Annotated in this window: 19 protein-coding genes and 2 pseudogenes; 20 read left to right on the top strand and 1 reads right to left on the bottom strand. The window is 63.9% G+C overall.

Going from position 1 to position 24,250, the window contains the following annotated elements:
• Window positions 1–2: 2 nt before the first annotated feature.
• From JF70_RS09295 to JF70_RS09285, 3 genes and pseudogenes are all read left to right on the top strand, one after another.
• Window positions 3–563, top strand: a pseudogene (locus JF70_RS09295) (energy-coupling factor ABC transporter ATP-binding protein); the annotation flags it as partial.
• Window positions 537–1,460: pseudogene (locus tag JF70_RS09290) on the top strand (ATP-binding cassette domain-containing protein); the annotation flags it as partial. The pseudogenes JF70_RS09295 and JF70_RS09290, both read left to right, overlap by 27 nt.
• Window positions 1,461–1,502: 42 nt before the next feature.
• Window positions 1,503–2,498, top strand: a complete 996-nt coding sequence (locus tag JF70_RS09285) for an energy-coupling factor transporter transmembrane component T family protein (protein WP_420042866.1) — start codon at window positions 1,503–1,505, stop codon at window positions 2,496–2,498.
• A gap of 112 nt (window positions 2,499–2,610) precedes the next feature.
• On the opposite strand, the gene JF70_RS05140 is transcribed toward JF70_RS09285, so the two are convergent.
• Window positions 2,611–3,231 (bottom strand): superoxide dismutase, encoded by a 621-nt coding sequence (locus JF70_RS05140; RefSeq protein WP_015022073.1) that lies wholly within the window; start codon window positions 3,229–3,231, stop codon window positions 2,611–2,613.
• A gap of 220 nt (window positions 3,232–3,451) precedes the next feature.
• Here JF70_RS05140 and JF70_RS05135 point away from each other — a divergent pair, with 220 nt between their 5' ends.
• The 17 genes from JF70_RS05135 (at window position 3,452) to JF70_RS05055 (ending at window position 24,249) form a co-directional block, all read left to right on the top strand.
• Entirely contained in the window at window positions 3,452–4,372 is a 921-nt protein-coding gene (locus JF70_RS05135; protein WP_045935522.1) for a TrmH family RNA methyltransferase, read from the top strand.
• A gap of 69 nt (window positions 4,373–4,441) precedes the next feature.
• Complete coding sequence (pheS, locus tag JF70_RS05130) at window positions 4,442–5,509, top strand: phenylalanine--tRNA ligase subunit alpha (protein ID WP_045935521.1); 1,068 nt, start codon at window positions 4,442–4,444, stop codon at window positions 5,507–5,509.
• Window positions 5,510–5,516: 7 nt separating this feature from the next.
• The gene (pheT, locus tag JF70_RS05125) at window positions 5,517–8,123 is read left to right on the top strand and encodes a phenylalanine--tRNA ligase subunit beta (RefSeq protein WP_082069412.1); all 2,607 of its coding nucleotides are present in this window, start codon (window positions 5,517–5,519) and stop codon (window positions 8,121–8,123) included.
• Window positions 8,124–8,148: 25 nt separating this feature from the next.
• Window positions 8,149–8,757: a DUF4190 domain-containing protein gene (locus tag JF70_RS05120; protein ID WP_052690759.1), complete on the top strand. Its 609-nt coding sequence runs from the start codon at window positions 8,149–8,151 to the stop codon at window positions 8,755–8,757.
• Window positions 8,758–8,989: 232 nt separating this feature from the next.
• The gene (locus JF70_RS05115) at window positions 8,990–9,592 is read left to right on the top strand and encodes a DJ-1/PfpI family protein (protein ID WP_045935519.1); all 603 of its coding nucleotides are present in this window, start codon (window positions 8,990–8,992) and stop codon (window positions 9,590–9,592) included.
• 74 nt (window positions 9,593–9,666) lie between these two features.
• Window positions 9,667–10,758 carry an N-acetyl-gamma-glutamyl-phosphate reductase gene (argC, locus tag JF70_RS05110; RefSeq protein ID WP_045935518.1) on the top strand — a complete coding sequence of 364 codons (1,092 nt, stop codon included), beginning with the start codon at window positions 9,667–9,669 and terminating at the stop codon, window positions 10,756–10,758.
• Entirely contained in the window at window positions 10,755–11,924 is a 1,170-nt protein-coding gene (gene argJ / locus JF70_RS05105) for a bifunctional glutamate N-acetyltransferase/amino-acid acetyltransferase ArgJ (RefSeq protein WP_045935517.1), read from the top strand. The genes argC and argJ overlap by 4 nt, the downstream gene beginning before the upstream one ends.
• A gap of 64 nt (window positions 11,925–11,988) precedes the next feature.
• Window positions 11,989–12,936 (top strand): acetylglutamate kinase, encoded by a 948-nt coding sequence (gene argB / locus JF70_RS05100; RefSeq protein ID WP_045935516.1) that lies wholly within the window; start codon window positions 11,989–11,991, stop codon window positions 12,934–12,936.
• Window positions 12,923–14,239, top strand: a complete 1,317-nt coding sequence (locus tag JF70_RS05095) for an acetylornithine transaminase (RefSeq protein WP_045935515.1) — start codon at window positions 12,923–12,925, stop codon at window positions 14,237–14,239. Before argB ends, JF70_RS05095 begins: the two co-directional genes overlap by 14 nt.
• A 48-nt stretch (window positions 14,240–14,287) precedes the next feature.
• Window positions 14,288–15,262: an ornithine carbamoyltransferase gene (argF, locus tag JF70_RS05090; protein ID WP_045935514.1), complete on the top strand. Its 975-nt coding sequence runs from the start codon at window positions 14,288–14,290 to the stop codon at window positions 15,260–15,262.
• Window positions 15,262–15,798, top strand: a complete 537-nt coding sequence (locus JF70_RS05085) for an arginine repressor (RefSeq protein WP_045935513.1) — start codon at window positions 15,262–15,264, stop codon at window positions 15,796–15,798. Before argF ends, JF70_RS05085 begins: the two co-directional genes overlap by 1 nt.
• A 59-nt stretch (window positions 15,799–15,857) precedes the next feature.
• Window positions 15,858–17,108, top strand: a complete 1,251-nt coding sequence (locus tag JF70_RS05080; protein WP_045935512.1) for an argininosuccinate synthase — start codon at window positions 15,858–15,860, stop codon at window positions 17,106–17,108.
• A 17-nt stretch (window positions 17,109–17,125) separates the two neighbouring features.
• Window positions 17,126–18,571 (top strand): argininosuccinate lyase, encoded by a 1,446-nt coding sequence (argH, locus tag JF70_RS05075; protein ID WP_082069490.1) that lies wholly within the window; start codon window positions 17,126–17,128, stop codon window positions 18,569–18,571.
• 93 nt (window positions 18,572–18,664) lie between these two features.
• Window positions 18,665–19,396, top strand: coding sequence for an SGNH/GDSL hydrolase family protein (locus JF70_RS05070; protein WP_045935510.1), 732 nt, complete (start codon window positions 18,665–18,667; stop codon window positions 19,394–19,396).
• A gap of 244 nt (window positions 19,397–19,640) precedes the next feature.
• Window positions 19,641–20,972, top strand: coding sequence for a tyrosine--tRNA ligase (gene tyrS, locus JF70_RS05065; RefSeq protein WP_045935509.1), 1,332 nt, complete (start codon window positions 19,641–19,643; stop codon window positions 20,970–20,972).
• Window positions 20,973–20,995: 23 nt separating this feature from the next.
• A complete protein-coding gene (locus JF70_RS09180; RefSeq protein WP_231578859.1) occupies window positions 20,996–23,185 on the top strand; it encodes a helicase in 2,190 nt (729 codons plus the stop codon).
• Entirely contained in the window at window positions 23,185–24,249 is a 1,065-nt protein-coding gene (locus JF70_RS05055) for an HAD-IIA family hydrolase (RefSeq protein WP_045935508.1), read from the top strand. The genes JF70_RS09180 and JF70_RS05055 overlap by 1 nt, the downstream gene beginning before the upstream one ends.
• The last annotated feature ends 1 nt before the right edge of the window (window position 24,250 follow it).

The following is a 24,250-nucleotide window of genomic DNA, read 5'->3' as shown; positions in this document are numbered from 1 at the left end:
GAGTGGACCAGAGCATCCAGGACAATCCCTATCGACCCGCAGCCTTGGAACTGCGCGGCTGGGGGTACCGGCATGCCTATCGGAACCACTTCGCCGTCAGGGATCTTTCCCTGCGCATTCCTGCAGGTCAGCGGGTGCTTCTGCTGGGAGCCTCGGGCATTGGCAAGTCGACCATCCTTGAAGGTGTGGCCGGTCTGCTGGGCGATCATGCACCGCAGAGCGGCCAGGACCAGGTCGAGGATGACGAGGGCGGGGTGACCCAGGGCCAGGTCCTGATCGACGGCAATCCCGCCGTCTCCAGCCGGGGGCGTGTGGGACTGGTCCTTCAGGACCCGGATGCTCAGGCCATCTTTCAGCGCCTTGGCGACAATGTGGCCTTCGGACCGGAGAACATGGGACTGCCTCGAGATCAGATCTGGCCACGGGTGCGTCAGGCCATGGCCGAGGTGGGCCTGGCTGACCTGCAGTTGACCCGGTCCACCATGCATCTGAGCGGAGGGCAGATGCAGCGTCTGGCCTTGGCCGGCGCCCTGGCCATGCAGCCTGGGCTGCTCTTATTGGACGAACCTACGGCCAACCTGGACCCGGTCGGCGTCGAGCAGATAGTCGATGCCGTCAGGAAGGTCCTGGACCGGCAAGGCTCCACCATGGTTCTGGTCGAGCACCGGGCGGGGCCTTGGATGGACATGATCGACCGGGTCATCGTGCTCGGGCTGGGTGAAGTTGAAGGCGGTGTCGGCGGTTCGGGCGCTGAGTCCTATCGCAAGACCGTGATCATGGCCGACGGCAGTCCCCAGGAGGTCTTCACTGATTCCGAACTGGACCTGGCCTCCCTGGGTATCTGGGTTCCCGAGGTTTATAGGAGCGCCAGGGATTCGCTCCCTGAGCTTGGCCAGGACAGGATCAGGTCTGGGCAATCCGGTCCCGGCCAGGATGGTCATCCCGTCCTGCTGGCCGCCCGGGATCTGGCGGTGGGCCGTCAGGGTAAGGCAGTGGCCGAGCATATCGATCTGGAATTCAGGGCCGGTCAGGTCACCGCCCTGGTCGGGGTCAACGGGGCCGGCAAGTCCACTCTGGCCATGACCCTGGCCGGTCTGTTGGAGCCGGTGGCCGGTTCGGTCCTTGCCCGGAATCGTCTGCTTCGGGGGCCCCAGGGGCAGACGCCCGTGGAGTCCGAGCCCATCCGGTGGACCTCATCCCAGCTGGCGGCGCGCATCGCCTATGTCTTTCAGAATCCCGAGCATCAGTTCGCCCGGGGCACGGTCCTGGATGAGGTCAAACTGGCCCCCATCCGCACCGGCATGAGCGAGGACCAGGCCCAGACCCGCGCCCTGGAACTGTTGGGCCGCTTCAGACTGAGGCAGTACGGGCGAGCCAACCCCTACACGCTCTCCGGCGGCGAGAAGCGGCGGCTCACAGTGGCCTCGGCCCTGGCCGCTGCGCCCCAGGTGCTGATTCTTGACGAGCCGACCTTCGGGCAGGACAGGAACACCTGGGTCAGCATGGCCCGGCTGATTGCAGACCTGCGCGACCAGGGCGCCTGCATCATCCTGGTCACCCACGACCGGGAACTGGTCCAGGCCCTGGACGCCCGTCTGGTGGAGATGACGCCTCCGGGAGCCCGGAAAGCCGTCTGGCCTGCAGCCGGGTCAGACTTGCAGGCTCCTCAGGAGACTGTTGCGGCCAGACTGACCGTCACGCCCATGGATCAGCGGGATGAGCCGGTCAAGCCGGCCAGCCGGTCGCCATACATAGCCTCCATCAATCCGGCCTTCCGTCTGATCGGGGCCTTTCTGGCGGCTCTGCCCCTGCTGATCAGTCTGGACCCGGTCTCGGCCACGACGGCCCTGATCCTGGAGTTCCTGCTGCTGGGTGCGGCAGGCTTCACGCCCCTGCGCGTGGTCAGATCCACCTGGCCCATCTTCCTGGGGGCACCAGGTTCGGCCCTGGCTATCATCCTCTATGGCAAGAGCGGCGGCGCCACCTTCTGGCAGTGGGGGATGATCCACATCACCCAGCGCTCGCTGGATCTGGCCCTGGCCACTGCCTTGCGAATCCTGGCCATCGGAATCCCCGCCATCATCACCGTACTGGGAATAGACGCCACCGACCTGGCCGATGCCTTCAGCCAGGTGCTCCACCTGCCTGATCGCTTCGTCTACGGGGGGCTGGCCGGTATGCGGCTCTTCACTGTTCTCAAGGATGATTGGTCGGCTCTGACCGCCTCGCGCCGCAGCCGTGGACTGGGCGATGAGAACCGTTTCAAGGCCTTTATGCCACAGGCTTTCGCTCTGTTGGTCCTGTCCATCAGGCGTTCGACGACCTTGGCCACGGCCATGGAGGCCAGGGGCTTCGGCGGCAGCACACCGCGCACCCATGCCCGGGTCTCCCAGATCAGACCACGTGATGCGGGCTTCCTGCTCATATGCCTGGCCGTGCCCGCGATTTCCCTTACCGTGGCTGCGCTGACCGGCTCCATCGCCTTCTTCGGCAACTGACTGTCGGGGATTTCTGCAGCAGACTCCGGATATGGAGGGACCCCGGTCCTTTCCGCCTCCCGCAGAGAGGGGAAAGGACCGGGGTCCGCCTGTGGTTGGAAGCGCTGGTCTTTTACCTGGCCAGTGTGGTGTTGATGTTGCGCACCTCGTCAAAGCGCTTGGAGGCATCCTCCCAGTTGACGATGTGCCACCAGGCCTTGACGTAGCTGGCCCGGTCGTTCAGGTACTCCAGGTAGTAGGCGTGCTCCCAGAGGTCCAGCAGAACCAGCGGGAAGATGGTGACGGGCAGGTTGCCCTGGTGGTCGTACATCTGCAGGGTGACCAGGCGTTCGCCCAGGGTATCCCAGGCAAGGACGGCCCAGCCGGAGCCCTGGATGCCTGCGCACATGGACTCGAAGTAGGTCTGGAAGCCCTGGAAGGACCCGAACTGGTCCTCGATGGCGGCCTTGAGCTCGCCAGTGGGCTCCTGGCCGATGGCCGGGGCCATGTTCTTCCAGAAGATGGAGTGGTTCTTGTGCCCGGCCAGGTTGAAGGCCAGGTTCTTCTCCAGCAGGTTGGACTGAGCCACGTTGCCGGACTCGGCCGCGTCGTGGATCTGCTCCAGAGCCTTGTTGGCACCGTTCACATAAGCCTGATGGTGCTTGTCATGGTGCAGCTCCATGATCTTGCCGGACACGTACGGCTCCAGCGCCGAGTAGTCGTAGGGCAGATCGGGAAGTGTGTATACGGGCATATCGTCTCCTCACAATGATTCTGGCCAAGCCAGATGAGTGATGGTCGGTCTGCGCCATACCAACGACGGACGTGGTCGACCCGACCGGTTCTTTTCACACTAGCCCCTTGTCCGGCGAGCACAAGGGGTGAAGACCTTTCTTTCAGTGAATTTTCCCACAGATGTGGGCCCATCAAGGCCCGGCTGCCGGGCTCTCGACTGCCGGGGCTAGAGTTGTGCCATGCCCTTTGATGATTCCCTTCTTGACAATCCCCGTGCCCAACGAATTCGCCGTCTGGCTGAATTGCAGGATCGGCGGGCCCGGCAGCGTCATGGCCGCTTCCTGATAGAGGGGCCGCAGAGCGTACGCGAGGCGGTCCGCTGGCGTCCCGACCTGCTGACCGACCTTTATATTCAGGCGGACGAATCCTCTCCTGTAGCCCAGGGCGGTCATCAGCAGCCGCTCAACGAGACCGTAGGCGCCATCATGGAGCAGGCTCGGGAGCTACCCGACTGCTACGGGCACTTTGTCTCCGCTCGGGTCATGCGTGCCATCAGCGGCAACGCCCAGGGGATTCTGGCCCAAGCGCGCACGGACGGATTCCTGGCCCAAGCGACGGATCCTGACGATCCCCGGAGCCTGACGAGGCAGGGACCCGACCTGGTGGCAGCCTTCTGGCAGATTCGTGATCCAGGCAATGCCGGAACCGTCATCCGCACCGCCGATGCCGCAGGCTGCAGGGCGGTCATCCTGGTGGACCAGTGCGTGGAACCCACCAATCCCAAGGTCATCCGCTCCACGGCCGGTTCGGCCTTTCATATACCCCTGATGACCATGGGCACCGAGGACTTCCTGGCCCTGTGCAGACGGCAGGGCCGGGCCATGGTGGCGGCAGATGTCTATGGCACGCCGGACAAACCCGTCCGCTCCCTGACTGAATTGATGGCGGGCGGTGCCCTGACCAAGCCAGACTCGGCGGGTCAGCCCATGGCCCTGCTCTTCGGCAATGAGGCTCGTGGACTTCCTGATGACCTGCTGCAGGCCATGGATCAGATCGTTCGGATACCCATATACGGGCGTGCTGAATCCCTCAACCTGGCCACCTCGGCGGCGGTGCTGCTCTACGCCATGGCCATGTCGAGTCGTATTGAAAGAATGTGAAGGCGTCAACGACCGGGATTTCCGCTGATTTGCGGCCCGGACACGGCATTGGCAACAGTGGAAAGGTCCATGGTGGCACAGGAAGAATTCGACCCCGCGGCGATGACCGACGAGGTCAACGAGGGCATCGGCAGGATTCGCGAAGCCTCCGATCTGGAAGAGCTCAAGGCGATCAAGGCCAAATATGCGGGGACAGGTTCAGCCCTGGCCGGATCCGGACGGATCATCGGAAGGCTGCCAGCGGATCAGAAGAAGACCGCCGGCCGCCTGGCTGGCAAGCTCAAGGCTGATTTCGGCCGTGCCTACGGGCTCAAGGAGCGGCAGCTGCGCCAGGAGGAGGAGTCCCGCCGCCTGGCTGCCGAGCAGGTGGACATGACCCTGCCGGTCAACCGCCGTCCCCAGGGCGCCCGGCACCCGCTGTCCAAGCTCATGGAGGACGTGGAGGACTTCTTCGTCTCCATGGGTTGGAGCATCGCCCAGGGCCCCGAGCTGGAAGCCGAGTGGTACAACTTCGATGCCCTCAACTTCGGCCCTGACCATCCTGCCCGCCAGATGCAGGACACCTTCTACGTCAAGGGCAGCCAGGCCAGGGACGCCGCCGGTTTCGTCGGGTCCAACATGGTCATGCGTACCCATACCTCGCCCGACCAGGCCCGTTCCCTGATAACCCGTGGTGTGCCGCTCTACGTGGCCTGCACGGGCAGGGTCTTCCGCACCGACGAGCTGGATGCCACCCATACCCCGGTCTTCCACCAGTGCGAGGCCATCGCGGTCGATGAGCACCTGACCATGGCCGACCTCAAGGGCACCCTGGACAAGCTCGCCGTGGCCATGTTCGGCCCCGAGGCCCGGACCAGACTGCGTCCCTCATACTTCCCCTTCACCGAGCCCAGCGCCGAGATGGACCTGTGGTTCCCCGACAAGAAGGGCGGTCCCGGATGGATCGAATGGGGAGGCTGCGGCATGGTCAACCCCAACGTTCTGAGGTCGGCCGGCGTGGACCCGCAGCGATACTCAGGGTTCGCCTTCGGCGTGGGCATGGAGCGTACCCTGCTCCTGCGTCACGATATCAACGACATGCACGACCTGGTCGAGGGTGACGTGCGGTTCAGCCAGCAGTTCGAGATGGGGGAGTGACCGTCAGATGCCAATGGTAGATATCGACTGGCTCAAGGAGCATGTGCAGGTTCCCGAGGATCTGACCTATGAACAGCTGGCCAAGGACCTGGTCCGGGTCGGCCTGGAGGAGGAGGACATCCATCAGTCCACAGTGACCGGTCCCATCGTGGTCGGCTATGTGGTGGATGCCGAGCCTGAGCCTCAGAAGAACGGCAAGACCATCAACTGGTGCCATGTGGATGTGGGCGAGCAGTACAACGCTGTGGACGACCAGGGCCGCAAGGTGCCCAGGGGCATCGTCTGCGGGGCCCCGAACATGGCTGCGGGCGAGAAAGTGGTGGTGACCCTGCCGGGGGCCGTTCTGCCCGGGGACTTCCGTATCGAACCGCGCAAGACCTATGGCCACATCTCGGACGGCATGTGCGCCTCCGAGCGTGAGTTGGGGCTGGGTTCGGACCATCAGGGCATCATCCTGTTGCGCGATTACGGGTTCACCCCCGAGCAGTACGATCAGCTCAAGCCCGGGGACGATGCCATGAGCCTGTTGCATATGAACAGGCCCGTGCTTGAAATCAACATCACCCCGGACCGTGGCTACGCCTTCTCCTACCGGGGGGTTGCCCGGGAATACCACCACTCCACGGGCGCCGAGTACACGGATCCGGTGATCGAGCTGAACAAGACCGTGCCTGCCTCCGCAACTCAGGAGGATCAGGCTCCGCTGGCCGTGCATGTTGAGGACGACAACCCCATTCATGGTCAGGTCGGCTGTGACCGCTACTATCTGCGGGCCCTGACCGGGTGCGACCCCAAAGCCGCCACTCCCAGCTGGATGCGTCGTCGGCTGGTGCGGGCCGGCATGCGCTCCATCAGCCTGCCGGTGGACATAACCAACTACGTCATGCTGGATCTGGGCCAGCCCCTGCACGCCTACGATCTGGACAAGCTCAGCGGCCCCATCGTCGTCCGCAGGGCCAGGCAGGGCGAGCACCTGACAACTCTGGATGGAAAGGATCGCCAGCTCAGTACCGAAGATCTGCTCATCACCGACTCACCCGAGGGACAAGAGGGCTCCCGCATCCTGGGTCTGGCCGGGGTCATGGGCGGTCTGTATGGGGAGGTGACCGATCAGACGAAGAACATCCTGATCGAGTCCGCCCACTTCGACCAGGTGACCATCGCCCGGACCGCCCGTCGCCACAAGCTGCCCTCGGAGGCCTCCAAGCGCTTTGAACGCGGGGTCGATCCGCAGATGCAGCCGGCCGCCGCGGCTATGGCCGCCGACCTGTTGCATCGCCTTGCCGGTGGCCAGGACCTGGATGCCCCGCTGGATATGGACCAGACCAAGCCCATGCCGGTCATCGACTTCGCGGTCAGCGAGGTGGCACGTCTGACCGGACTGGAGGTGGAGCCCCAGCGCATCGTGGCCATTCTGCGTGACATCGGCTGCACGGTCCAGGGTGATCCTCAGGACCGGCTGTCGGTGACCCCGCCAACCTGGAGGCCCGACCTGGGCGAGGGTTGCGACCTGGTCGAGGAGGTGGCCCGCCTGGTGGGCTATGACCGCATCCCCGTCACCGTGCCATCGCCCAAGGTGTCCGGTGCGGTTGGTCTGACCGATCGCCAGCAGCGTCGCCGTTGGGTGGCTGACACCCTGGCCGAGTATGGGCTGACCGAGGTCCTGGACTACCCGTTCGTCGGCGATAATGATTTCAAGGCCTTTGGCATGGATCCTGACGAGGTCCATGTCAACAGCGTGGAGCTGGCCAATCCCATGGCCGCTGACCGGCCCTACCTGCGGCAGAGCCTGCTGCTGCCACTGGCCAATACCGTGGAGCGCAACCTGCGCCGCGGCAACACGGATGTGCGTCTCTTCGAGATCGGCTATGTCTTCCGTCGCGACCCTCAGGCTCCTGCTGTGCCCACCCTTCCTGGCGGCGTGCGGCCCAGCGACGAGGATCTGGCCCGACTGGACCAGGGTCTGCCGGAGCAGCGGTTGCATGTGGCGGCCCTGTTGACCGGCCGCGCCCAGGAGGACGGCTGGCTCAAGGACAGCAGGGATGTGGACTGGACCGATGCAGTCGAATCGGCTCGTCGGGTTCTGGATAGGCTGGGCGCCGACTATCGGCTGGAGCAGTCCCCGGCCGAGCAGGTGCCCGATCAGTGGCATCCGGGCCGTACCGCCAGACTGGTCCTCGATGATGGCATGCTTGCCGGTATGGTGGGCGAGCTGCATCCCCGGGTTGATCAGGCTCTGGGCCTTCCTGCCCATTCGGCCGCCTTCGAGCTGAGTCTGGACACGGTGCTGGACCACCTGGACTACACGCCCCTGCAGGCCAAGCCGGTCTCGACCTTCCCGCCGGTCCGCCAGGATCTGGCCTTCACCGTGCTGGACACGGTCTCGGCCGCCGAGCTGACTTCCGCCATCAGAGAAGCGGCTGGGTCTAGTCTTGAATCCATCGAGCTGTTCGACGTTTTCACGGGCGATCAGATCGGTGAGCATGCAAAATCGCTGGCCTTCGCAGTCACTTTCCGCGCCCCGGACCGTACATTGACGTCCGAGGACAGCGAATCCCTGCGTCAGGCCATCGTTGACAAGACTGCGGGTCTGGGCGCAGTATTGCGCGCCTGACCGGGCATCAAGGGGACCGAGGGACATGACGGATTCTCAAGAACAGGGCACAGCCGGTGGACCTGACCGCCAGGATCATGATGGGAGCGACCAGCCCTTGTACGGCGCGCGCGCCGATCGTTATCCAGGATGGAATCCCTACATATACGGTCGACCGGACCCCGAACCCAAGGCCAAGGAATCGGATTCCTCCCAGCGCAACCCCGCCAACAGGCCCATGCCCATGGCGGGGCAGCCGGGCCCCGGACGTGGCGGGAATCCCGGGAATCCTCAGACCCGTCCCGGCGCGCCCGGATGGCCTCCCCAGGGCATGCCCAATTTGAACGATCCCTCGCAAAATCCGGTCTACGGCCACTGGGATCCCTGCGCCATCATCGCTTTCTTCATGGCCCTTTTCCTGCCCATGCCCGTGATTCCAGCTCTGCTCGGCGGCATTTCCATGTATCGGACACGTCGCCTGCATATGAAGGGCTATGGGCTGGCCATGGCTGCCCTGATCATCAATCTGCTCTTCACCCTGGCCTGGATCTGGCTGCTGGCCAACGGCATTTCCCTGAATGACTTCTACCAGCAGATGGTGCCGTCGCCCTCAACGGGTGGTGGCGGCTCTGGCTCAGGTGGCGTCAGCGCCTGAACTCCCACGATACGGGTGTCGCCAGTGTCAACGTGGGCTGTGGGTAAGAGGCTGTGAAAGAGTGCCAGGAAGGACCTGGCAGTTATAGGCCTGGCGGTACCATCGATTGAAGCGGTGATGCCACTTTCTGAAAGTGAGCATTGGCGTCAACGAGTAATTCATGCCTGTGTGACTGATGTCAGCCTTGAGACTGATGAGGGGCGGGTCTGCCAGTGGGGAGAGGTTCATTCGAATGGTGCCGGATGCCAATATTGTCGTATTCGATGGATTCGAACCCCTGGATGTCTCCGGGCCCTTTGAGGTTTTCATCAACACAGATGGTGCCGGCGTGCGGATATTCTCCCTGGACGCTCCCGGTGTGAAAGTCGGCGAGGGCGGCGTCAGGGTCGAGGCCCTGGGACCGGAAAAGATCGATCCCAAGGGGGTTCTGCTGATGCCTGGAGGGCCCGGCGCGCGCGACCTGGTTGACGATGATCGCTGGCTGGACAAGTTGCGGAGCCTGGTTGCGCAGTCTTCACAGGTGCTGACGGTCCGCACGGGCTCGGCTCTGCTGGCTGCTGCCGGTGTTCTGGATGGTCGGCGGGCCACCCCCAACGATCCGGCCTTTGACTGGGTGGTCAGTACGGCTGAGCGGGTGGATTGGGTTGAAGGGGCCCGTTGGGTGGTCGATGGAAAGCCCCAGACCTCTTCGGGCATTTCGGTTGGCATCGATATGACCTTGGACTATGTTGAAAACGCATGCGGGCCCGAGGTTGCGGACCAGGCCAGTACCCGGATGGGATACATCCGCAACCGGGAGTCCGGTTATGACCCTTTTGCAAAAACGGAAGCATAACGACACGCCAGATTGCATAATTATGCATTTTGTCGCATGACTATTTATGATGGTGCCCGGTGAAAGGAGCGTTCATGCACCAATATACAGTGGCCGTGGTGGGAGCCTCAGGGTATGCCGGTTCTGAAATGATCCGACTCATGGCCGCTCACCCCGCCTTCCGGGTATGCACGGTCACTGGTCGCGGTTCAGCGGGTCGACAGCTGGGGGAGTTCTCGTCCAATCTTCCCAATTCGTTGGCCTCGCTACAGATTCAGCCCACGGATCCGAAGGTCCTGGCCGGCCATGATCTGGTGGTGCTGGCCCTGCCCCATGGTGCCTCCGGTCCCCTGGCAGAGCAGCTGGATCCGCAATCCTTGCTGGTCGATCTGGGTGCCGACCATCGGTTGGAGGATCCGGTCGATTGGCAGGACTACTACGGCGGCCACTTTTTCTCCCCCTGGACCTACGGGATGCCGGAGCTATTGACGGCAAAGGGCGTCCGTCAGCGTGAACTGCTCAAGCATGCCCGCCGGATAGCAGGTCCGGGTTGCAACGTAACCGCAGTCACCCTGGCTTTCCAGCCGGCCCTGGCTGCCGGTTTGGTGCAGGCCGATGACCTGGTGGCCGACCTTGCCGTGGCTTACTCGGGTGCCGGTCGCTCCAGCAGCAGGATGGATCTGCTCGCGGCCGAGGCCATCAACTCAGCCCATCCCTATTCGGTCGGCGGCACCCACAGGCACATCCCCGAAATCCTGCAGAACCTGCGCAAGGCAGAGGCTGCCAATCCCGACCCCGGGGGAGATCATCAACCGATTCGCCTGGGGCTGACCCCCATCCTGGTTCCCATGTCGCGAGGGATCCTGGCCGTGGTTTCGGCCAGGCTGAACGCGCGTGGACGTGCATTGGGGGCGGAGGGCATTCGTGCCGTCTGGGAAAAGATCTATGCCAAGGAGCCATTCGTTGATCTGCTGCCCCAAGGCAGACTCCCCTCCACGGCCGACGTGTACGGTTCGAACCTGGCGCAGGTTCAGGTCCTTGCAGACGAACGCGCCGACCGTCTCTATGCTTTCGCAGCCATCGACAACCTGACCCGGGGCACCGCCGGCCAGGCCCTTCAGGCCGTCAACCTGGCCCTGGGTCTGCCCGAGGAAACCGGTCTGACAACCATAGGAGTGGCACCATGAGCATCACCTACGCCGCGGGCTTCCAGACAGGCACCGCCATCGCCCACCGCCCGGGAGGCTCACGTCGCCGCAACCTGGCCCTGGTTGTCAATAAGGGGCCCATGGACACTGCTGTGGGCGTCTTCACTCCCAACCGCTTCCGGGCCGCTCCGGTCATCTGGACCAGTAGGATTCTGGAAGAGGGCCGGGCAGGGGCCGTGGTCATCAACTCGGGCAATGCCAACGCCTGCACGGGTTCCGAGGGTCTGGACCAGGCCAAGGCCATGGCCGAGCGGACAGGCAGAAATCTGGGCCTGCCAGCCGAACAGGTTGCCGTCTGTTCCACCGGGATCATCGGCCACCTGCTGCATCTGGACCCCATACTGGCCGGCATCGACCAGGCGGCCCAGGAGCTGTCGACCAGCCAGGAGGCCGGCGAGGCGGCAGCCAAGGCCATATTGACCACCGACACCTGCACCAAGACCGTGGCCCTGGACGGCTCCGGCTGGCGGCTGGGCGGCATGGTCAAGGGCTCGGGGATGATCGCCCCGCAGCTGGCCACCATGATCTGTCTGATCACAACTGATGCCATTGTGGAGCCTGACCAGGCCCGCCGCGCTCTGTCTGAAGCCTGCCGGCTCAGCTTCAACCGGATTGATGTGGACGGTTGCATGTCCACCAATGACACGGTCCTGCTCATGGCTTCGGGCGCTTCCGGCGTTCGGCCTGACCCTGTTGAGTTCCAGGAGTTGCTCAGCCAGGCCTGCGGTGAGCTATCCCGCCGCATTGTGGCCGACGGCGAGGGCAGCCGCCACCGTATCCGCATCCAGGTGGACGGCGCCGGGAACGAGGACGCGGCCCTGGCTTGTGCCCGCGCTGTCTCCGGCTCCACCCTGCTCAAGTGCGCCGTGGCTGGAGAGGATCCCAACTGGGGTCGCGTAGTAGCCTCCCTGGGCACCGTGCCGGTTTCGACGGCGGCCTATGATCCGGACCATGTGGATGTCAGCTTCAATGGAGTCAAAGTCTGCCAAGGGGGCCGCCCCGGACAGGATCCCTCCCTGGTCGACATGCACGTGCCCGAGGTCCATATCGATATCGATCTTGGCCATGGCGACAGCCAGGCCACGGTTTGGACTGACGATCTGACCCACGAATATGTGACCATCAACGCCGACTACCACACCTGATCCGGCACATGCGCACGAGCGTGAGGCACCGGAGGCAGAAGCGGCAATGAGGAAAGGGAAAAGGATGGCAGATGGCGAGCAGGAGGCAGAAGCCGAACGGGCCCTGGACGATGTCAGCAAGGCCCAGGTGCTGATTGAGGCCCTACCCTGGCTGGAGGAGTTTGCAGGTCAGCGGATCGTGGTCAAGTACGGCGGCCATGCCATGGTTGATGACCACCTGCGCCGGTGCTTTGCCCAGGACATGGTCTTCCTGCGGCAGGTCGGCATGCACCCGGTGGTTGTCCATGGGGGAGGCCCCCAGATCTCTGCCATGCTTCAGGCCCTGGGCATCCCCTCGGTGTTCCGCGGTGGTCTTCGGGTGACCACGCCGGAAATCATGAAGGTGGTCCGCATGGTCCTGACCGGTCAGGTGGGCAGGGATTTGGTCGGTGCCATCAATGCCCATGGTCCCATGGCCGTCGGTCTGTCTGGAGAAGATGCCGGTCTGTTCAGCGCTGCCCGTCGTACCGCTATGGTGGACGGTCACCCGGTGGACTTGGGCCTGGTGGGCGAAGTCGTGGCTGTGGATGCTTCGGCCGTGGAGGATCTGATTGATGCCGGGCGGATTCCTGTGGTTTCTTCGGTGGCTCCGGACGAGCAGGACGCCACCCAGGTGCTCAACGTGAATGCCGACGCCGCCGCCTCTGCCCTGGCTGCGGCCTTGGGCGCCAGAAAGCTGGTCATTCTCACCGATGTGGAGGGACTCTATGCCAACTGGCCTCAGACCGATTCCCTGATTTCCAGCATTGGAGTGGATCGTTTGGATGGTCTGCTTGGAGACATGAAGGCGGGGATGCGTCCCAAGATGGAGGCCTGCCTGCAGGCTGTGCGTGCCGGGGTCAGTCAGGCCCACATCATTGACGGGCGGCAGCCGCACTCCATGCTCACCGAAATCTTCACCCAAAACGGGATCGGCACCGTGGTTGTGCCGGGTCATGAAATGGTCATGAGGAGGAGCCATGAACAAGGCTGATCAAGATTGCGCCAACGTCGCGGAGCCAGCCGAAACGGTTGAGGGTCCCCGGAGTCGCCAATGGGCCGATCGCTATGACCATGTCCACATGCAGGTCTTCGGAAGGCCGGGCAGGGTCATGGACCACGGCCAAGGCGCATGGATATGGGACATCGACGGCAATCGTTATCTGGACATGTTGGCAGGGATCGCGGTCAACGCCCTGGGCTATGCCCATCCGGCCTGGAACAGGGCCCTGGCCCAGCAGGCCGGCAAAATGGCCCACATCAGCAACTTCTTCGCCTCCCGGCCTCAGATTGAACTGGCAGAGCGGCTGCTGGAGCTGGCCCAGGCCCCGGATGGTTCACGCGTCTTCTTCTGCAACTCCGGAACCGAGGCCAATGAGGCGGCCATCAAGCTGGCCCGGCTACATGGCACTCGCATGGGCGGGCATCCCGGCCGGATCCTGGCCCTGACGCACAGTTTTCACGGTCGTAGCATGGGCTCGCTCAGCCTGACTTGGAAGCCAGCCATCCGTGAGCCCTTCCAGCCTCTGGTACCAGGGATGGGCTTCCTGCCGGCCGGCGACTCCACAGCCTTGGAACAGGCTTTCACTGGCGAAGAGGCTTCCGACCAGCCGGTGGTCGCTGTCATACTGGAGCTCATCCAGGGTGAGGCTGGCGTGCTGCCGCTGGAGCCCGACTATGTGGAAAAAGTGCGTGAGCTCTGCAGTCGGCATGGTGCATTGATGATTCTTGACGAGGTGCAGACCGGCATGGGCAGAACCGGCCACTGGTTCGCCTTCCAGGATCAAAGCCTGTCCGGCGGTGCCTGCCCTGATGTGCTCACCTTCGCCAAGGGGGTGGCCGGCGGCTTCCCCATGGGCGGGATGATCACCTTCGGCTCCGGGCCTTCCGGTCTGCTGACCCCTGGCACGCACGGTTCCACCTTCGGTGGCAACCCCCTGGGATCGGCCCTGGCGCTGACCACCCTGGAGACCATCCAGCGGGAGGGTCTGCTGGAACGGGCAGAGCGGATGGGGAAGAGGCTGCGCGATGGCATAGCCGCCTGCGGCAACCCCCTCTTCACTTCGGTCAGAGGCAGGGGTCTGCTGGATGCCATCCAGCTGAGGTCCCCCTGTGCCAGCAAGGTGGCCGCCTGGTGCCTGGACCACGGGCTGATAGTCAATCCCGTGGCCCCTGATGCCCTGCGTCTGGCGCCGCCGCTGATCATCCAGGCCGATCAGATCGACCTGGCCGTTGACATTCTTTCCAAGGTCCCGACCCGTCTCGGGGACGTGGATTCGCCGCAGGGTGATCGGTGATTTACAGCATTCAGAGACAATCGTGACGACACCGTAAGGGAGGCAGAGATGAACAGCGGTTTGCGGCACATGCTTCGTGACGACGACCTCGACCACGAGGAGCAGCTGGAGGTGCTTCGGCTGGGCATGGCCTTCAGGGCCAATCCCTATTTGTCCAGGCCTTTCCTGGGTCCTCAAGCCGTGGCGATCATCTTCGACAAACCCAGCACGCGCACCAGAACCAGCTTCTGCGTAGGCGTGGCCCAGCTGGGCGGCTACCCCATGGTCATCGACAGCCCAGGCTCGCAGCTGGGCCGTGGCGAGCCCGTGGCGGACACCGCCAACGTGCTGACGCGGATGACATCCGCCATAGTCTGGCGCACCTTCGGCCAGGATCGGGTGGAGACCATGGCCGCCCATGCCACCGTGCCCGTCATCAATGCGCTGACCGACTCCTTCCACCCCTGCCAGGTCCTGGCCGACTTCCTGACCCTGGCCCAGCACCGGGGCGGGGTCGACGCCCTGGCCGGCATGACCATCGCGTATTTGGGCGACGCAGCCAACAACATGGCCAACTCCTATCTGCTGGGCGGGGCGGTGGCCGGCATGAACGTGCGGATTGCCGGCCCCCACGGCTTCCTGCCAGATCCGAGCCTGGTGGAACAGGCGCGGACCCTGGCCGCTGAAAACGGAGGTTCCATTCTGGTCACCACGGATCCGGTCCAGGCCGTCGAGGACGCCGACTGCGTCTTCACCGACACCTGGGTCTCCATGGGCGAGGAGGACCAGTACGCCGTTCGCTCCCATCCCTTCCTGCCCTATCAGGTCAACGCCCGACTTATGGCCCATGCCCGCCCGGATGCCCTCTTCCAGCACTGCCTGCCCGCCTACAGGGGCCGGGAGGTGACGGCCGAGGTCATCGACGGCCCCCAGTCCGTGGTCTGGGACGAGGCTGAAAACCGGTTGCACGCCCAGAAGGCACTGATGACCTGGTTGGTGGCCCGCTCCCGGGGTGACGAATCCCTCCTGCAGGGGGTGTGCTGATGCGTCCGACGACCAAGGTGGCCCGGCTGGATGCCATCCGCCAGGCCCTGAACCGACATCGGGTCAACTCCCAGCAGCAGCTGTCCTCCCTCCTGGCTGAGCAGGGCATCGAGGTGACCCAGGCCACCCTGAGCCGGGACCTGGACGACCTGCATGCCACCAAGCTGCGGTATGCAGACGGGAGCATGGCCTACTGGATTCCCGCCACCACCGATCAGCAGGCCATGGAGGCCGCTGCCGCCGAAGGGCCTGAGGTCGAGGGGGAGAACAAGACCGACGCCTACCTGGCCAAGATCCTGACCGGGCTGATCACCTCGGTGGCCCGGGCCCGCAACCTGTTGGTGGTAAGAACCCCGGCCGGCGCCGCCCAGTATGCGGCTTCCGCCCTGGACCGTCAGCCGATCAAGGGCATCCTGGGCACCATAGCCGGGGACGACACGATTCTGATCATCGCAGCCGACGATGAAGTGGCATCATCCCGGGCCAACTGGCTCATGACCATCGTCTCCGGCCAGGAGGACTCCCGGGCCCGATGATCGGTGAAAGCGCGAACTGAATATCTGCAAGTGTGAAATTAGAAGGAAAGAGGATCGCCATGACCGAAAACAATCGCATCGTGCTGGCCTACTCGGGCGGCCTGGACACCTCGGTGTCCATTCCCTACCTCAAGGAGCGCACCGGCAAGGATGTGGTGGCCGTCTCCCTGGATGTGGGCCAGGGCGGCGAGCGTCTGCAGACCATCCGCCAGCGGGCCCTGGACTGCGGGGCCGTCGAGTCCGTCGTGGTGGATGCCCGGGATGAATTCGCCAGGGATTATTGCATGCTGGCGCTCAAGGCCAATGCCATGTACGAGGGCGTCTACCCGCTGGTCTCGGCCATCTCCAGGCCGCTGATCACCAAGCATCTGGTCCAGGCGGCCCACCAGTACGGTGCCGATACCATAGCCCACGGCTGCACCGGCAAGGGCAACGACCAGGTCCGTTTCGAGGTCTCCATCATGTCCATCGACCCCTCGTTGAAGGCCATCAGCCCCATCCGCGACCTGGGATTGATGCGCGATGTGGAGATCGCCTACGCCAAGGAGCACCACCTGCCCATCGAACAGACCGAGGAGAGCCCCTATTCCATCGACCAGAATGTCTGGGGACGGGCCATCGAGACCGGCTACCTGGAGGATCCCTGGAACGGACCCACCAAGGATGTCTACTCCTACACCGACGACCCGGCCTTCCCGCCGGTCGAGGACGAGGTGATCATCGACTTCGAGCAGGGCATTCCCGTGCGCATCGACGGCAGGGCCGTCACCCCTCTGGAGGCCATCGAGGAGATGAACCGCCGCGCCGGAGCCCAGGGGATCGGACGTGTGGATCTGATTGAGGACAGGCTGGTGGGCATCAAGTCCCGCGAGCTCTACGAGGCTCCGGGGGCCGTGGCCCTGATCACCGCCCACCAGGAGTTGGAGAACTGCTGCCTGGAGCGCGAACAGCACCGGATCAAGCGCGACATCGACAAGCGCTGGGGCGAGCTGGTCTACGACGCCCAGTGGTACTCGCCTGCCGTCCGTTCACTGAACGCCTTCATCGAAGAGACCCAACGCTATGTCTCCGGTCGCATCCGCATGGTCATGCACGGAGGACGGGCCGTGGTCACCGGCCGGCACTCCGACAGCTCCCTCTACGACTACAGCCTGGCCACCTATGAGTCCGGCGATAGCTTCGACCAGAACGCCTCCAACGGGTTCATCGCCATCTACGGCCTGGCCGACAAGGTGGCCGCCGCCCGTGATATGCGCTTCGGCAACGGCATTGCACAGGACGGGCAAGACCAGGACGGACAAGAGCGGTGAGCAGCGGCGACAAGCCCATGGCCCTCTGGGGCGGGCGATTCAGCAGTGGGCCCTCGCCGGCCCTGGTCGAGCTTAGCCGATCCACCCAGTTCGACTGGCGGCTGGCCGACGACGACCTGGCTGGTTCTCGAGCCCACGCACGGGCCCTCAACCGTGCTGGACTGCTGGATGATGACGAGCTGGCACGTATGGAGCAGGCTCTGGATGAACTCCAGGACCAGGTGGACTCCGGCGCCTTCGCCCCTGAGCCTGGCGACGAGGATGAGGCCACGGCCCTGGAGCGCGGCCTCATTGACATAGCGGGGGACCAGCTGGGCGGCAAGCTGCGGGCCGGGCGCTCGCGCAACGATCAGATCGCCACCCTCATTCGGATCTGGCTGCGTCGCCACGCCCGGGTGCTGGCCAAGGACCTGCTGAGCGCGGCCCAGGCTCTGATGGATCAGGCTCGGGCTGCGGGAACCACGGTCATGCCCGGCCGCACCCACATGCAGCATGCCCAACCCGTCCTGCTGGCCCACCAACTCATGGCCCATGTCTGGCCTCTTGTCCGTGACCTGGAACGCCTGAGGGACTGGGATAAGCGTGCCGATGCCAGCCCATATGGATCTGGCGCGCTCGCCGGCACCACCCTGGGTCTGGACCCCCTGCCGGTGGCCCGGGATCTGGGCTTTAGCCGGGTCTGCGCCAACTCCATCGACGGGACCGCCGCCAGGGATGTGGTGGCTGAGTTCGCCTTCGTCGCCGCCATGATCGGCGTGGATCTGTCCAGGCTGGCCGAGGAGATCATCATCTGGAACACCCAGGAGTTCGCTTTTGTCCGCTTGGATGACGGTTACTCGACCGGGTCCTCCATCATGCCCCAGAAGAAGAATCCGGATGTTGCCGAGCTGGCCCGAGGCAAGGCCGGTCGACTGGTCGGGGATCTGGCAGGCCTGCTGACCACTCTCAAGGGGCTGCCGACAGCCTATGCACGCGATCTGCAGGAGGATAAGGAGGCGGTCTTCGACCAGGTGGACACCCTGGAAGTCCTGCTTCCCGCCTTTGCCGGCATGGTCGCCACCCTGACCTTTAACAAGGATCGCCTGGAGGAGCAGGCCCCCACAGGCTTTGCGTTGGCCACCGACCTGGCTGAGTGGCTGGTCAGGCAGGGAGTGCCCTTCCGGCATGCCCATGAGCTCTCCGGGGCCTGCGTCAAGCTGGCCGAGGGTCGTGGTTGTGAGTTGGCCGACCTGGATGATGGCGATTTCGTCAAGGTCTTCGCTGACTGGGTGCCCGCAGATCGGGCTCCAGAGGTTCGCTCGGTCCTGACCGCCGGGGGAGCCGTGCGCGCTCGCCGGGGCCAGGGAGGCACTGCACCGGAGAGGGTCAAGGAGCAGATGGACCAGGCTGCACATGCGCTGAAGGAGCTGCAGACCTTCGCTGACTCGCAGTCTGATGGGCCTGCCTACCGTCCGCCCAGGTGAGTCTTCTGATCTCTGCTAGGCCGATGGCCGCGCTAGAATGCCCAACGGCAATCCCTCAAGGTGAACGGCAAACAGCGAAAGGCGGCGGCGATCATGAATCCGGTGGCACTGGTCCAGGCTTGGTGGGCCAAACAGCACATCACTCTGGCCAAGGAGCCCCCCGGTTCCCGCCAGGGGCTGTGCTCGCCTCCGGACCAAGGCCGCGACCTGGAGCCGCTGACCATGCTGGTGGTGGGCGACTCCATGGCGGTCGGCTGCGGGGTGAAGGACCAGAGCCAGGGCTTCGTTCCTGACATAGCCGCCTGCCTGGCCACCCGGCTGGGGCGTCCGGTATCCTGGTCGACCCAGGGTCGGCTGGGGGCCACCATCCGCAGGGTGCGCTACCGGTTCCTGCCCGCCCTGCAGGACCATCCCGATCTGCTGGTCCTGTGTGCAGGATCCAACGACATCATGGCCAATCGCACCGATGAGCAGTGGCGGGATGACCTGGCTGCCAGCATCGAGCTGGCCAAGGGCAAGGGCCGTCGGGTGCTGGTCCTCAGCTCCGGTCAGCTCTATCGGGATCCTGCCCTGGGCCGGGCGCTCAGGGCTGAGGTGGAGCGTCGGATAGCCCGCCAGACGCAGACCAGCCGTCAGGTCTGTCAAGAGGCCTCGGTGCCCTTCGTGGATGCCACCCGCGACGACGTTGGCACCGACCGACCCGACTTCTGGGGCATCGATCACTTCCATCCGGGGGTTGAAGGTTACCGGCGCATGGCCGCCTGCGTGGTCGACCACATCCCTCAAGACCTGATCAATCAGTTGTCTGTGTCTGCGCGTTCCTGACTTAGACGCGGTGGTTTTGCTGAGAGGATTCAGCCGGCCGCCCCGTCTTGGCAAAAGCAGCCAGCGGTTAATCGCCAATCCGCAGTGGTCGATTCACAGTGATTATCCGGTTTCGCCCCCTGGGGATTCCTGCTTGGTGAGGCCTTGTCTGCGGCGGTCCGGGGCCCTGCCGTGTCGGTATCTGTTGCAAGAATAGTAGGGTTTAGCGTACATTCATCAAATATTCGATAGGGAGTAGCCTCTCATGTCGCAGGTCACCGATTTCAGGCAGGCGGGTTTCGACTCGCTTTTCGACGAACTCAAGTGGCGCGGTCTCATTGCCCAGTGCACGGACGAGTCCGAGCTCAGGAAGGTGCTGGCCGACCCCTCGGTGACCTATTATTGCGGATTTGACCCCACAGCTCCCTCTCTGCACGTGGGCAATCTGGTCCAGTTGCTCAACATGCGCCACCTGCAGGCGGCCGGTCTGCATCCCATCGCCGTTGTGGGCGGGGCCACAGGGCTTATCGGCGACCCTCGGCAGTCGGGTGAGCGCACCCTGAATCCCAAGCAGACCGTGGCCGAATGGACCGAGCGCCTGCGTGGACAGATCGGACGCTTCCTGGACACCGAGGGGGACAACCCTGTCCGGTTCGTCAATAATTATGAGTGGACAGGGTCCATGAGCACCATCGACTTCCTGCGCGATGTGGGCAAGAACTTCCGCATGGGCACCATGCTGGCCAAGGACACGGTGGCCCGCCGTCTGAATTCCGACGAGGGCATCTCCTTTACCGAGTTCAGCTACCAGGTGCTCCAGGGCAACGACTTCCTGGAGCTCTTCGACCGCTACGGATGCAGTCTGCAGCTGGGCGGCAGCGACCAGTGGGGGAACCTGACCAGCGGTCTGGACCTGATCCGCAAGGTGCGCAATGCCTCCGTCAACGTCATGACCAGCCCGTTGATCACGGACTCCCAGGGCAAGAAGTTCGGCAAGTCCGAGGGCAACGCGGTCTGGCTGGATCCCACCATGTTCAGCCCCTACCGCTTCTACCAGTTCTGGTTCAACCAGCCTGACGACCAGGTGGTCAAGTTGCTGAAGACCTTCACCTTCCTGCCCAAGGCCGAGATCGAGCGTCTGGAGGAGCGGACCGCCCAGGATCCTGGTGCCCGCGAGGCCCAGAAGGTCCTGGCATGGCAGGTGACCTCCTACGTGCACGGCGAGCATGCCGCCCAGGGGGCCATCGATGCCTCGGGCGCCCTCTTCGGTCGTGGCAAGACCCTGGAGGAGCTGGACGAGGATGTGCTGGATTCCGCACTGGACGGCCTCAAGGTCGATGATGGTCAAGGCGGACGAGCCCTGCCTGCGGCCAGCGAGGGTCAGCGTCTGGTGGAGGCCGGAGTTGCGGCCGGACTCTTCCGTTCGGTCTCCGAGGCTCGGAAGACTGTGGCCGCGGGCGGTTTCTACCTGAATAACCAGCGTGTCGAGGATCCGGATCAGGTATTGGGCAACAAGGACTTTCTGCACGGGCGCTTCGCCCTGGTTCGCAGAGGAAAGAAGGCCCTGGGCGCACTTGAGCGTCGGGCCGGCAAGTAGGAACGCAGGAATTAAGGACACTGATGGCAGAAGAACACAATCATTCCCGGAGCGATCGCGGACGGGACCGGGGCGGTTCGCGCCCAGGCGGCTTCCGGTCGGGCGGCCGTCGCTCTTCGGGCTTCCACAAGGGCGGTTCTCACTCGGGCGGGTACCGCTCCGGAGGATATCGTTCGGGAGGTCACCGTTCCGGCAACTTCCACAACCATGACGGCGAAGGCGGCGAAGAGCGTCGTTCCGAGGGCAGGAATGGACAACGGCCCTTCCGCGGGCGAGGGCACGACCGGTTCGACCGTGACAATCGCGGATACAGGCATGACCGTCAGGATGGCCACGGCGGCTTCCACAGGGATTCCGACCGGGATCGCCATGGCCGTCGGAAGGATGGAGACCGTCCACGTCGTGACTTCCATGCCAATGGGCATGGCGGATACGGGCATGGTGGGTACGGGCATCGTGATCATGACAACGACCGCGGTCGGTCGGGATATGGCGAACGTCGTTCCGGACGTGGCTACCAGCGGCATGACCGTGACCGTGATCGTGGTCAGGGCTTCCACGGTGACCGCCGTCGGGGTGACGACCGGAGGTTTGATCGTCGGCAGGATGAGCGGTCCGGCGGGGATCGTCCATGGAACAACCGCTCCCGTGATGACCGTCCACGTCAGGACCGTTCACGTGGGGACCGTCCCTATGGCAAGCGCTCTTACGGTGACCGTTCTCATGACGACCATCGTCAAGGCGGCTATCGGGGCGACCGCTCCCATGGCAACAGGTATCAGGGCCAGCATGGTCGTGATGACCGTCGTCGTGACGACCATCGTTATGACGACCGCCGTGGGGCCTATCAGCGTGACCGCCAGAATGGCTATGACCGCGGTCGCCGCAACTCAGACGGGACCATCTCCTATCCCTCGCAGAACCCCTACACGGATCGCCGGCCTGGCGAGCCCAAGATGCCCAAGGGCCTTGAATGGTCTATGCTCTCCAAGGATGACCGTCTGCGCCTGCGCGGACTGAGCAAGGAACACGCGGAGAACATCGGCCTGCACATCCTGGCCGCCTACGCGCTGGAGGAGACTGATCCCCAGGGAGCTCTGGCTCATGCCAAGTGGGCTGCCCGGCAGGCCTCGCGGATCGATCTTGCCCGTGAAACCCTGGCCCTGGTGGCTTATCGTCAGGGCGACTACAAGCTGGCCTTGAAGGAGTTCCGCACTGCACACCGTATGAACGGCTATTCCGATTACCTGCCTTTCATCGCCGACTGCGAGCGGGGTCTGGGCAATCCTCGCAAGGCCATTGAGGAGGCCACCTCTGAGGAGGGCAGCCAGCTGCAGGGCGAGTCCAAGGCGGAGATGTTCCTGGTCTATGCCGGAGCCTTAGGCGATCTGGGCCTCTGGGACAAGGCCATCGAGACCGTTCAGGCCCTGGTCAAAGCCCGGGGGCTCAGCGGCGACTACCGGATGCGTGCCGTGCAGGCCGAGCAGAACTTCCTCGAACAGGCTGGTCGCAGCCAGGAGGCTCTGGAGCTGGAACCCCTGCTGGATCGGCTGGAGACGGAGTATGCCGACGAGGATGAGGACGAGGATGGTCAGAAGGACGGGCAGTCTGAGGAAATCCTGATCGACTACGACCTGGAGCACCTGGATTCGGCCATGATGGAGGATCTCTCCATTGACCCGGATGGCGGTGAGGATGACTCGGATGAGACTGAAGCTGAGACTGAAACCGCCCAGTCTGATTTCACTGATGCATCCGATCAGGGTGCCGATGACAGCCTGGTTGAGGAATCTCCAGAATCAGTTGCTTCGGACGATTCAGCGGATTCAACTGACACTGGTAACTCATCCGATTCGACTGATACATCTGATTCGACTGATACATCCGACGCGGTTGATTCGACTGGTTCGTCCGACTCAACTGCTTCATCTGAAGTGTCGGAATCTGAAGTGCCGGAATCGTCAGATACTGTGAAGCAACCCGGGGGGGAGTCCTCTCGCCTTGATGCAGAAACTTCGGACGATGGGTCTCAAAGTGACCAGAACGGTAGCGAAGCTGACGTGGCTGTCGCCGATAAATCTGCTGCTGACAACGGTGACGCGACTGTCCAGGCTGCAGGATCCGAGGCAGGCGCTATCGATCATGAAACTGAACAGGCCAAGGATGAGCAGGTCAATGAGTCCGATACGCCTGATGAAGCTAGGACTGAATAGTGACCGTATTCCTCAAAGGAACTGACGACGCTCCGGCAAAGACCTATCATCTGGCACTGCTTGACCTGGATGGGGTGGTCTACCGGGGTGCTGACCCTGTTGAGCATGCGGCCGAGGGCATCGACCGCGCTCAGACGCTCGGCATGCGCATGGCCTACACCACCAACAATGCATCCCGGTTTCCCCATGTAGTGGCCGATCAGCTGCGCGGGTTCGGTCTGACCCTGGACGATGGCCAGGTCATCACCTCGGCCGTAGTCGCCGCACGAATGCTACGCCGACACCTGCAGGAGGGAGCCAGGGTGCTCGTCATTGGATCCGATCATCTACGTGATCAGATCCGCCTCAACGGAATGGTACCGGTAAACAAGGCCGCAGATAAGCCAGAGGCCGTCATTCAGGCCTGGTATCCCGAGCTGAGCTGGCAGGACCTGGCCCAGGCCGCCTTTGCCATCGAAAACGGTGCACGCTACTTCACCACCAACAAGGATCAGACCCTGCCCCGCGAAGGTGGCATGGCGCCCGGGAATGGGGCTATGCTCCAACCGGTGATTCTGGCTACTGGCAAGCAGCCGGAGGACTCGGCCGGCAAGCCGGAATCGGCCATGTACGACGAGGCACGGCAGCTGTTGACCGACAGCCAGGAGAAGAGCTTGGACATCGGCCGGTGCCTGCCTGTGGGCGATCGTCTGGACACCGACATCGAGGCAGCCAACCGGGGCGGGTACGACTCAATGCTCGTCCTGACGGGTGTGGCCCGAACACCTGCCATTCTGACTGCACCGGCCAAGTTGCGGCCTACCTATCTGGCTGAAGACCTGCGCGGCCTGACTGCACCACAACCCCAGCCCAGTAAGGAGGCCGACCAGACCTGGCACTGCGGCGGCCAAACCGCAAAGGTGGATGACGACGGGCATGTCACATTGCGTGCTCTTGAGGGTGGCGGCGACCCCCTGTCCGATCTGGATGCCGTGCGGGCCTGCGCCTGTGCGCTCTGGGAGTACCAGGATCGTGGCGGAGACATGGACGCGCTGGATCTGCCCGCCTTCGTCGTAGGGGCATAGA

The organism is Bifidobacterium mellis, assembly GCF_000967265.1.
In the GTDB taxonomy this organism is placed as follows: domain Bacteria; phylum Actinomycetota; class Actinomycetes; order Actinomycetales; family Bifidobacteriaceae; genus Bombiscardovia; species Bombiscardovia mellis.
The sequence above is the reverse complement of the archived record's forward strand: the minus strand, read 5'-3'. Positions and strand labels throughout refer to the sequence as shown.

Coding starts and splice junctions, on each gene's coding strand:
- JF70_RS09285 (WP_420042866.1), top strand. CDS start 1,503: ATGGCCCGGCTGATTGCAGACCTGCGCGACCAGGGCGCCTGCATCATC.
- argH (WP_082069490.1), top strand. CDS start 17,126: ATGGCCCTCTGGGGCGGGCGATTCAGCAGTGGGCCCTCGCCGGCCCTG.
- pheT (WP_082069412.1), top strand. CDS start 5,517: ATGCCAATGGTAGATATCGACTGGCTCAAGGAGCATGTGCAGGTTCCC.
- argF (WP_045935514.1), top strand. CDS start 14,288: ATGAACAGCGGTTTGCGGCACATGCTTCGTGACGACGACCTCGACCAC.
- JF70_RS05120 (WP_052690759.1), top strand. CDS start 8,149: ATGACGGATTCTCAAGAACAGGGCACAGCCGGTGGACCTGACCGCCAG.
- JF70_RS05140 (WP_015022073.1), bottom strand. CDS start 3,231: ATGCCCGTATACACACTTCCCGATCTGCCCTACGACTACTCGGCGCTG.
- pheS (WP_045935521.1), top strand. CDS start 4,442: ATGGTGGCACAGGAAGAATTCGACCCCGCGGCGATGACCGACGAGGTC.
- JF70_RS05085 (WP_045935513.1), top strand. CDS start 15,262: ATGCGTCCGACGACCAAGGTGGCCCGGCTGGATGCCATCCGCCAGGCC.
- JF70_RS05095 (WP_045935515.1), top strand. CDS start 12,923: ATGAACAAGGCTGATCAAGATTGCGCCAACGTCGCGGAGCCAGCCGAA.
- JF70_RS05115 (WP_045935519.1), top strand. CDS start 8,990: ATGGTGCCGGATGCCAATATTGTCGTATTCGATGGATTCGAACCCCTG.
- JF70_RS09180 (WP_231578859.1), top strand. CDS start 20,996: ATGGCAGAAGAACACAATCATTCCCGGAGCGATCGCGGACGGGACCGG.
- JF70_RS05080 (WP_045935512.1), top strand. CDS start 15,858: ATGACCGAAAACAATCGCATCGTGCTGGCCTACTCGGGCGGCCTGGAC.
- JF70_RS05070 (WP_045935510.1), top strand. CDS start 18,665: ATGAATCCGGTGGCACTGGTCCAGGCTTGGTGGGCCAAACAGCACATC.
- tyrS (WP_045935509.1), top strand. CDS start 19,641: ATGTCGCAGGTCACCGATTTCAGGCAGGCGGGTTTCGACTCGCTTTTC.
- argC (WP_045935518.1), top strand. CDS start 9,667: ATGCACCAATATACAGTGGCCGTGGTGGGAGCCTCAGGGTATGCCGGT.
- argB (WP_045935516.1), top strand. CDS start 11,989: ATGGCAGATGGCGAGCAGGAGGCAGAAGCCGAACGGGCCCTGGACGAT.
- JF70_RS05135 (WP_045935522.1), top strand. CDS start 3,452: ATGCCCTTTGATGATTCCCTTCTTGACAATCCCCGTGCCCAACGAATT.
- argJ (WP_045935517.1), top strand. CDS start 10,755: ATGAGCATCACCTACGCCGCGGGCTTCCAGACAGGCACCGCCATCGCC.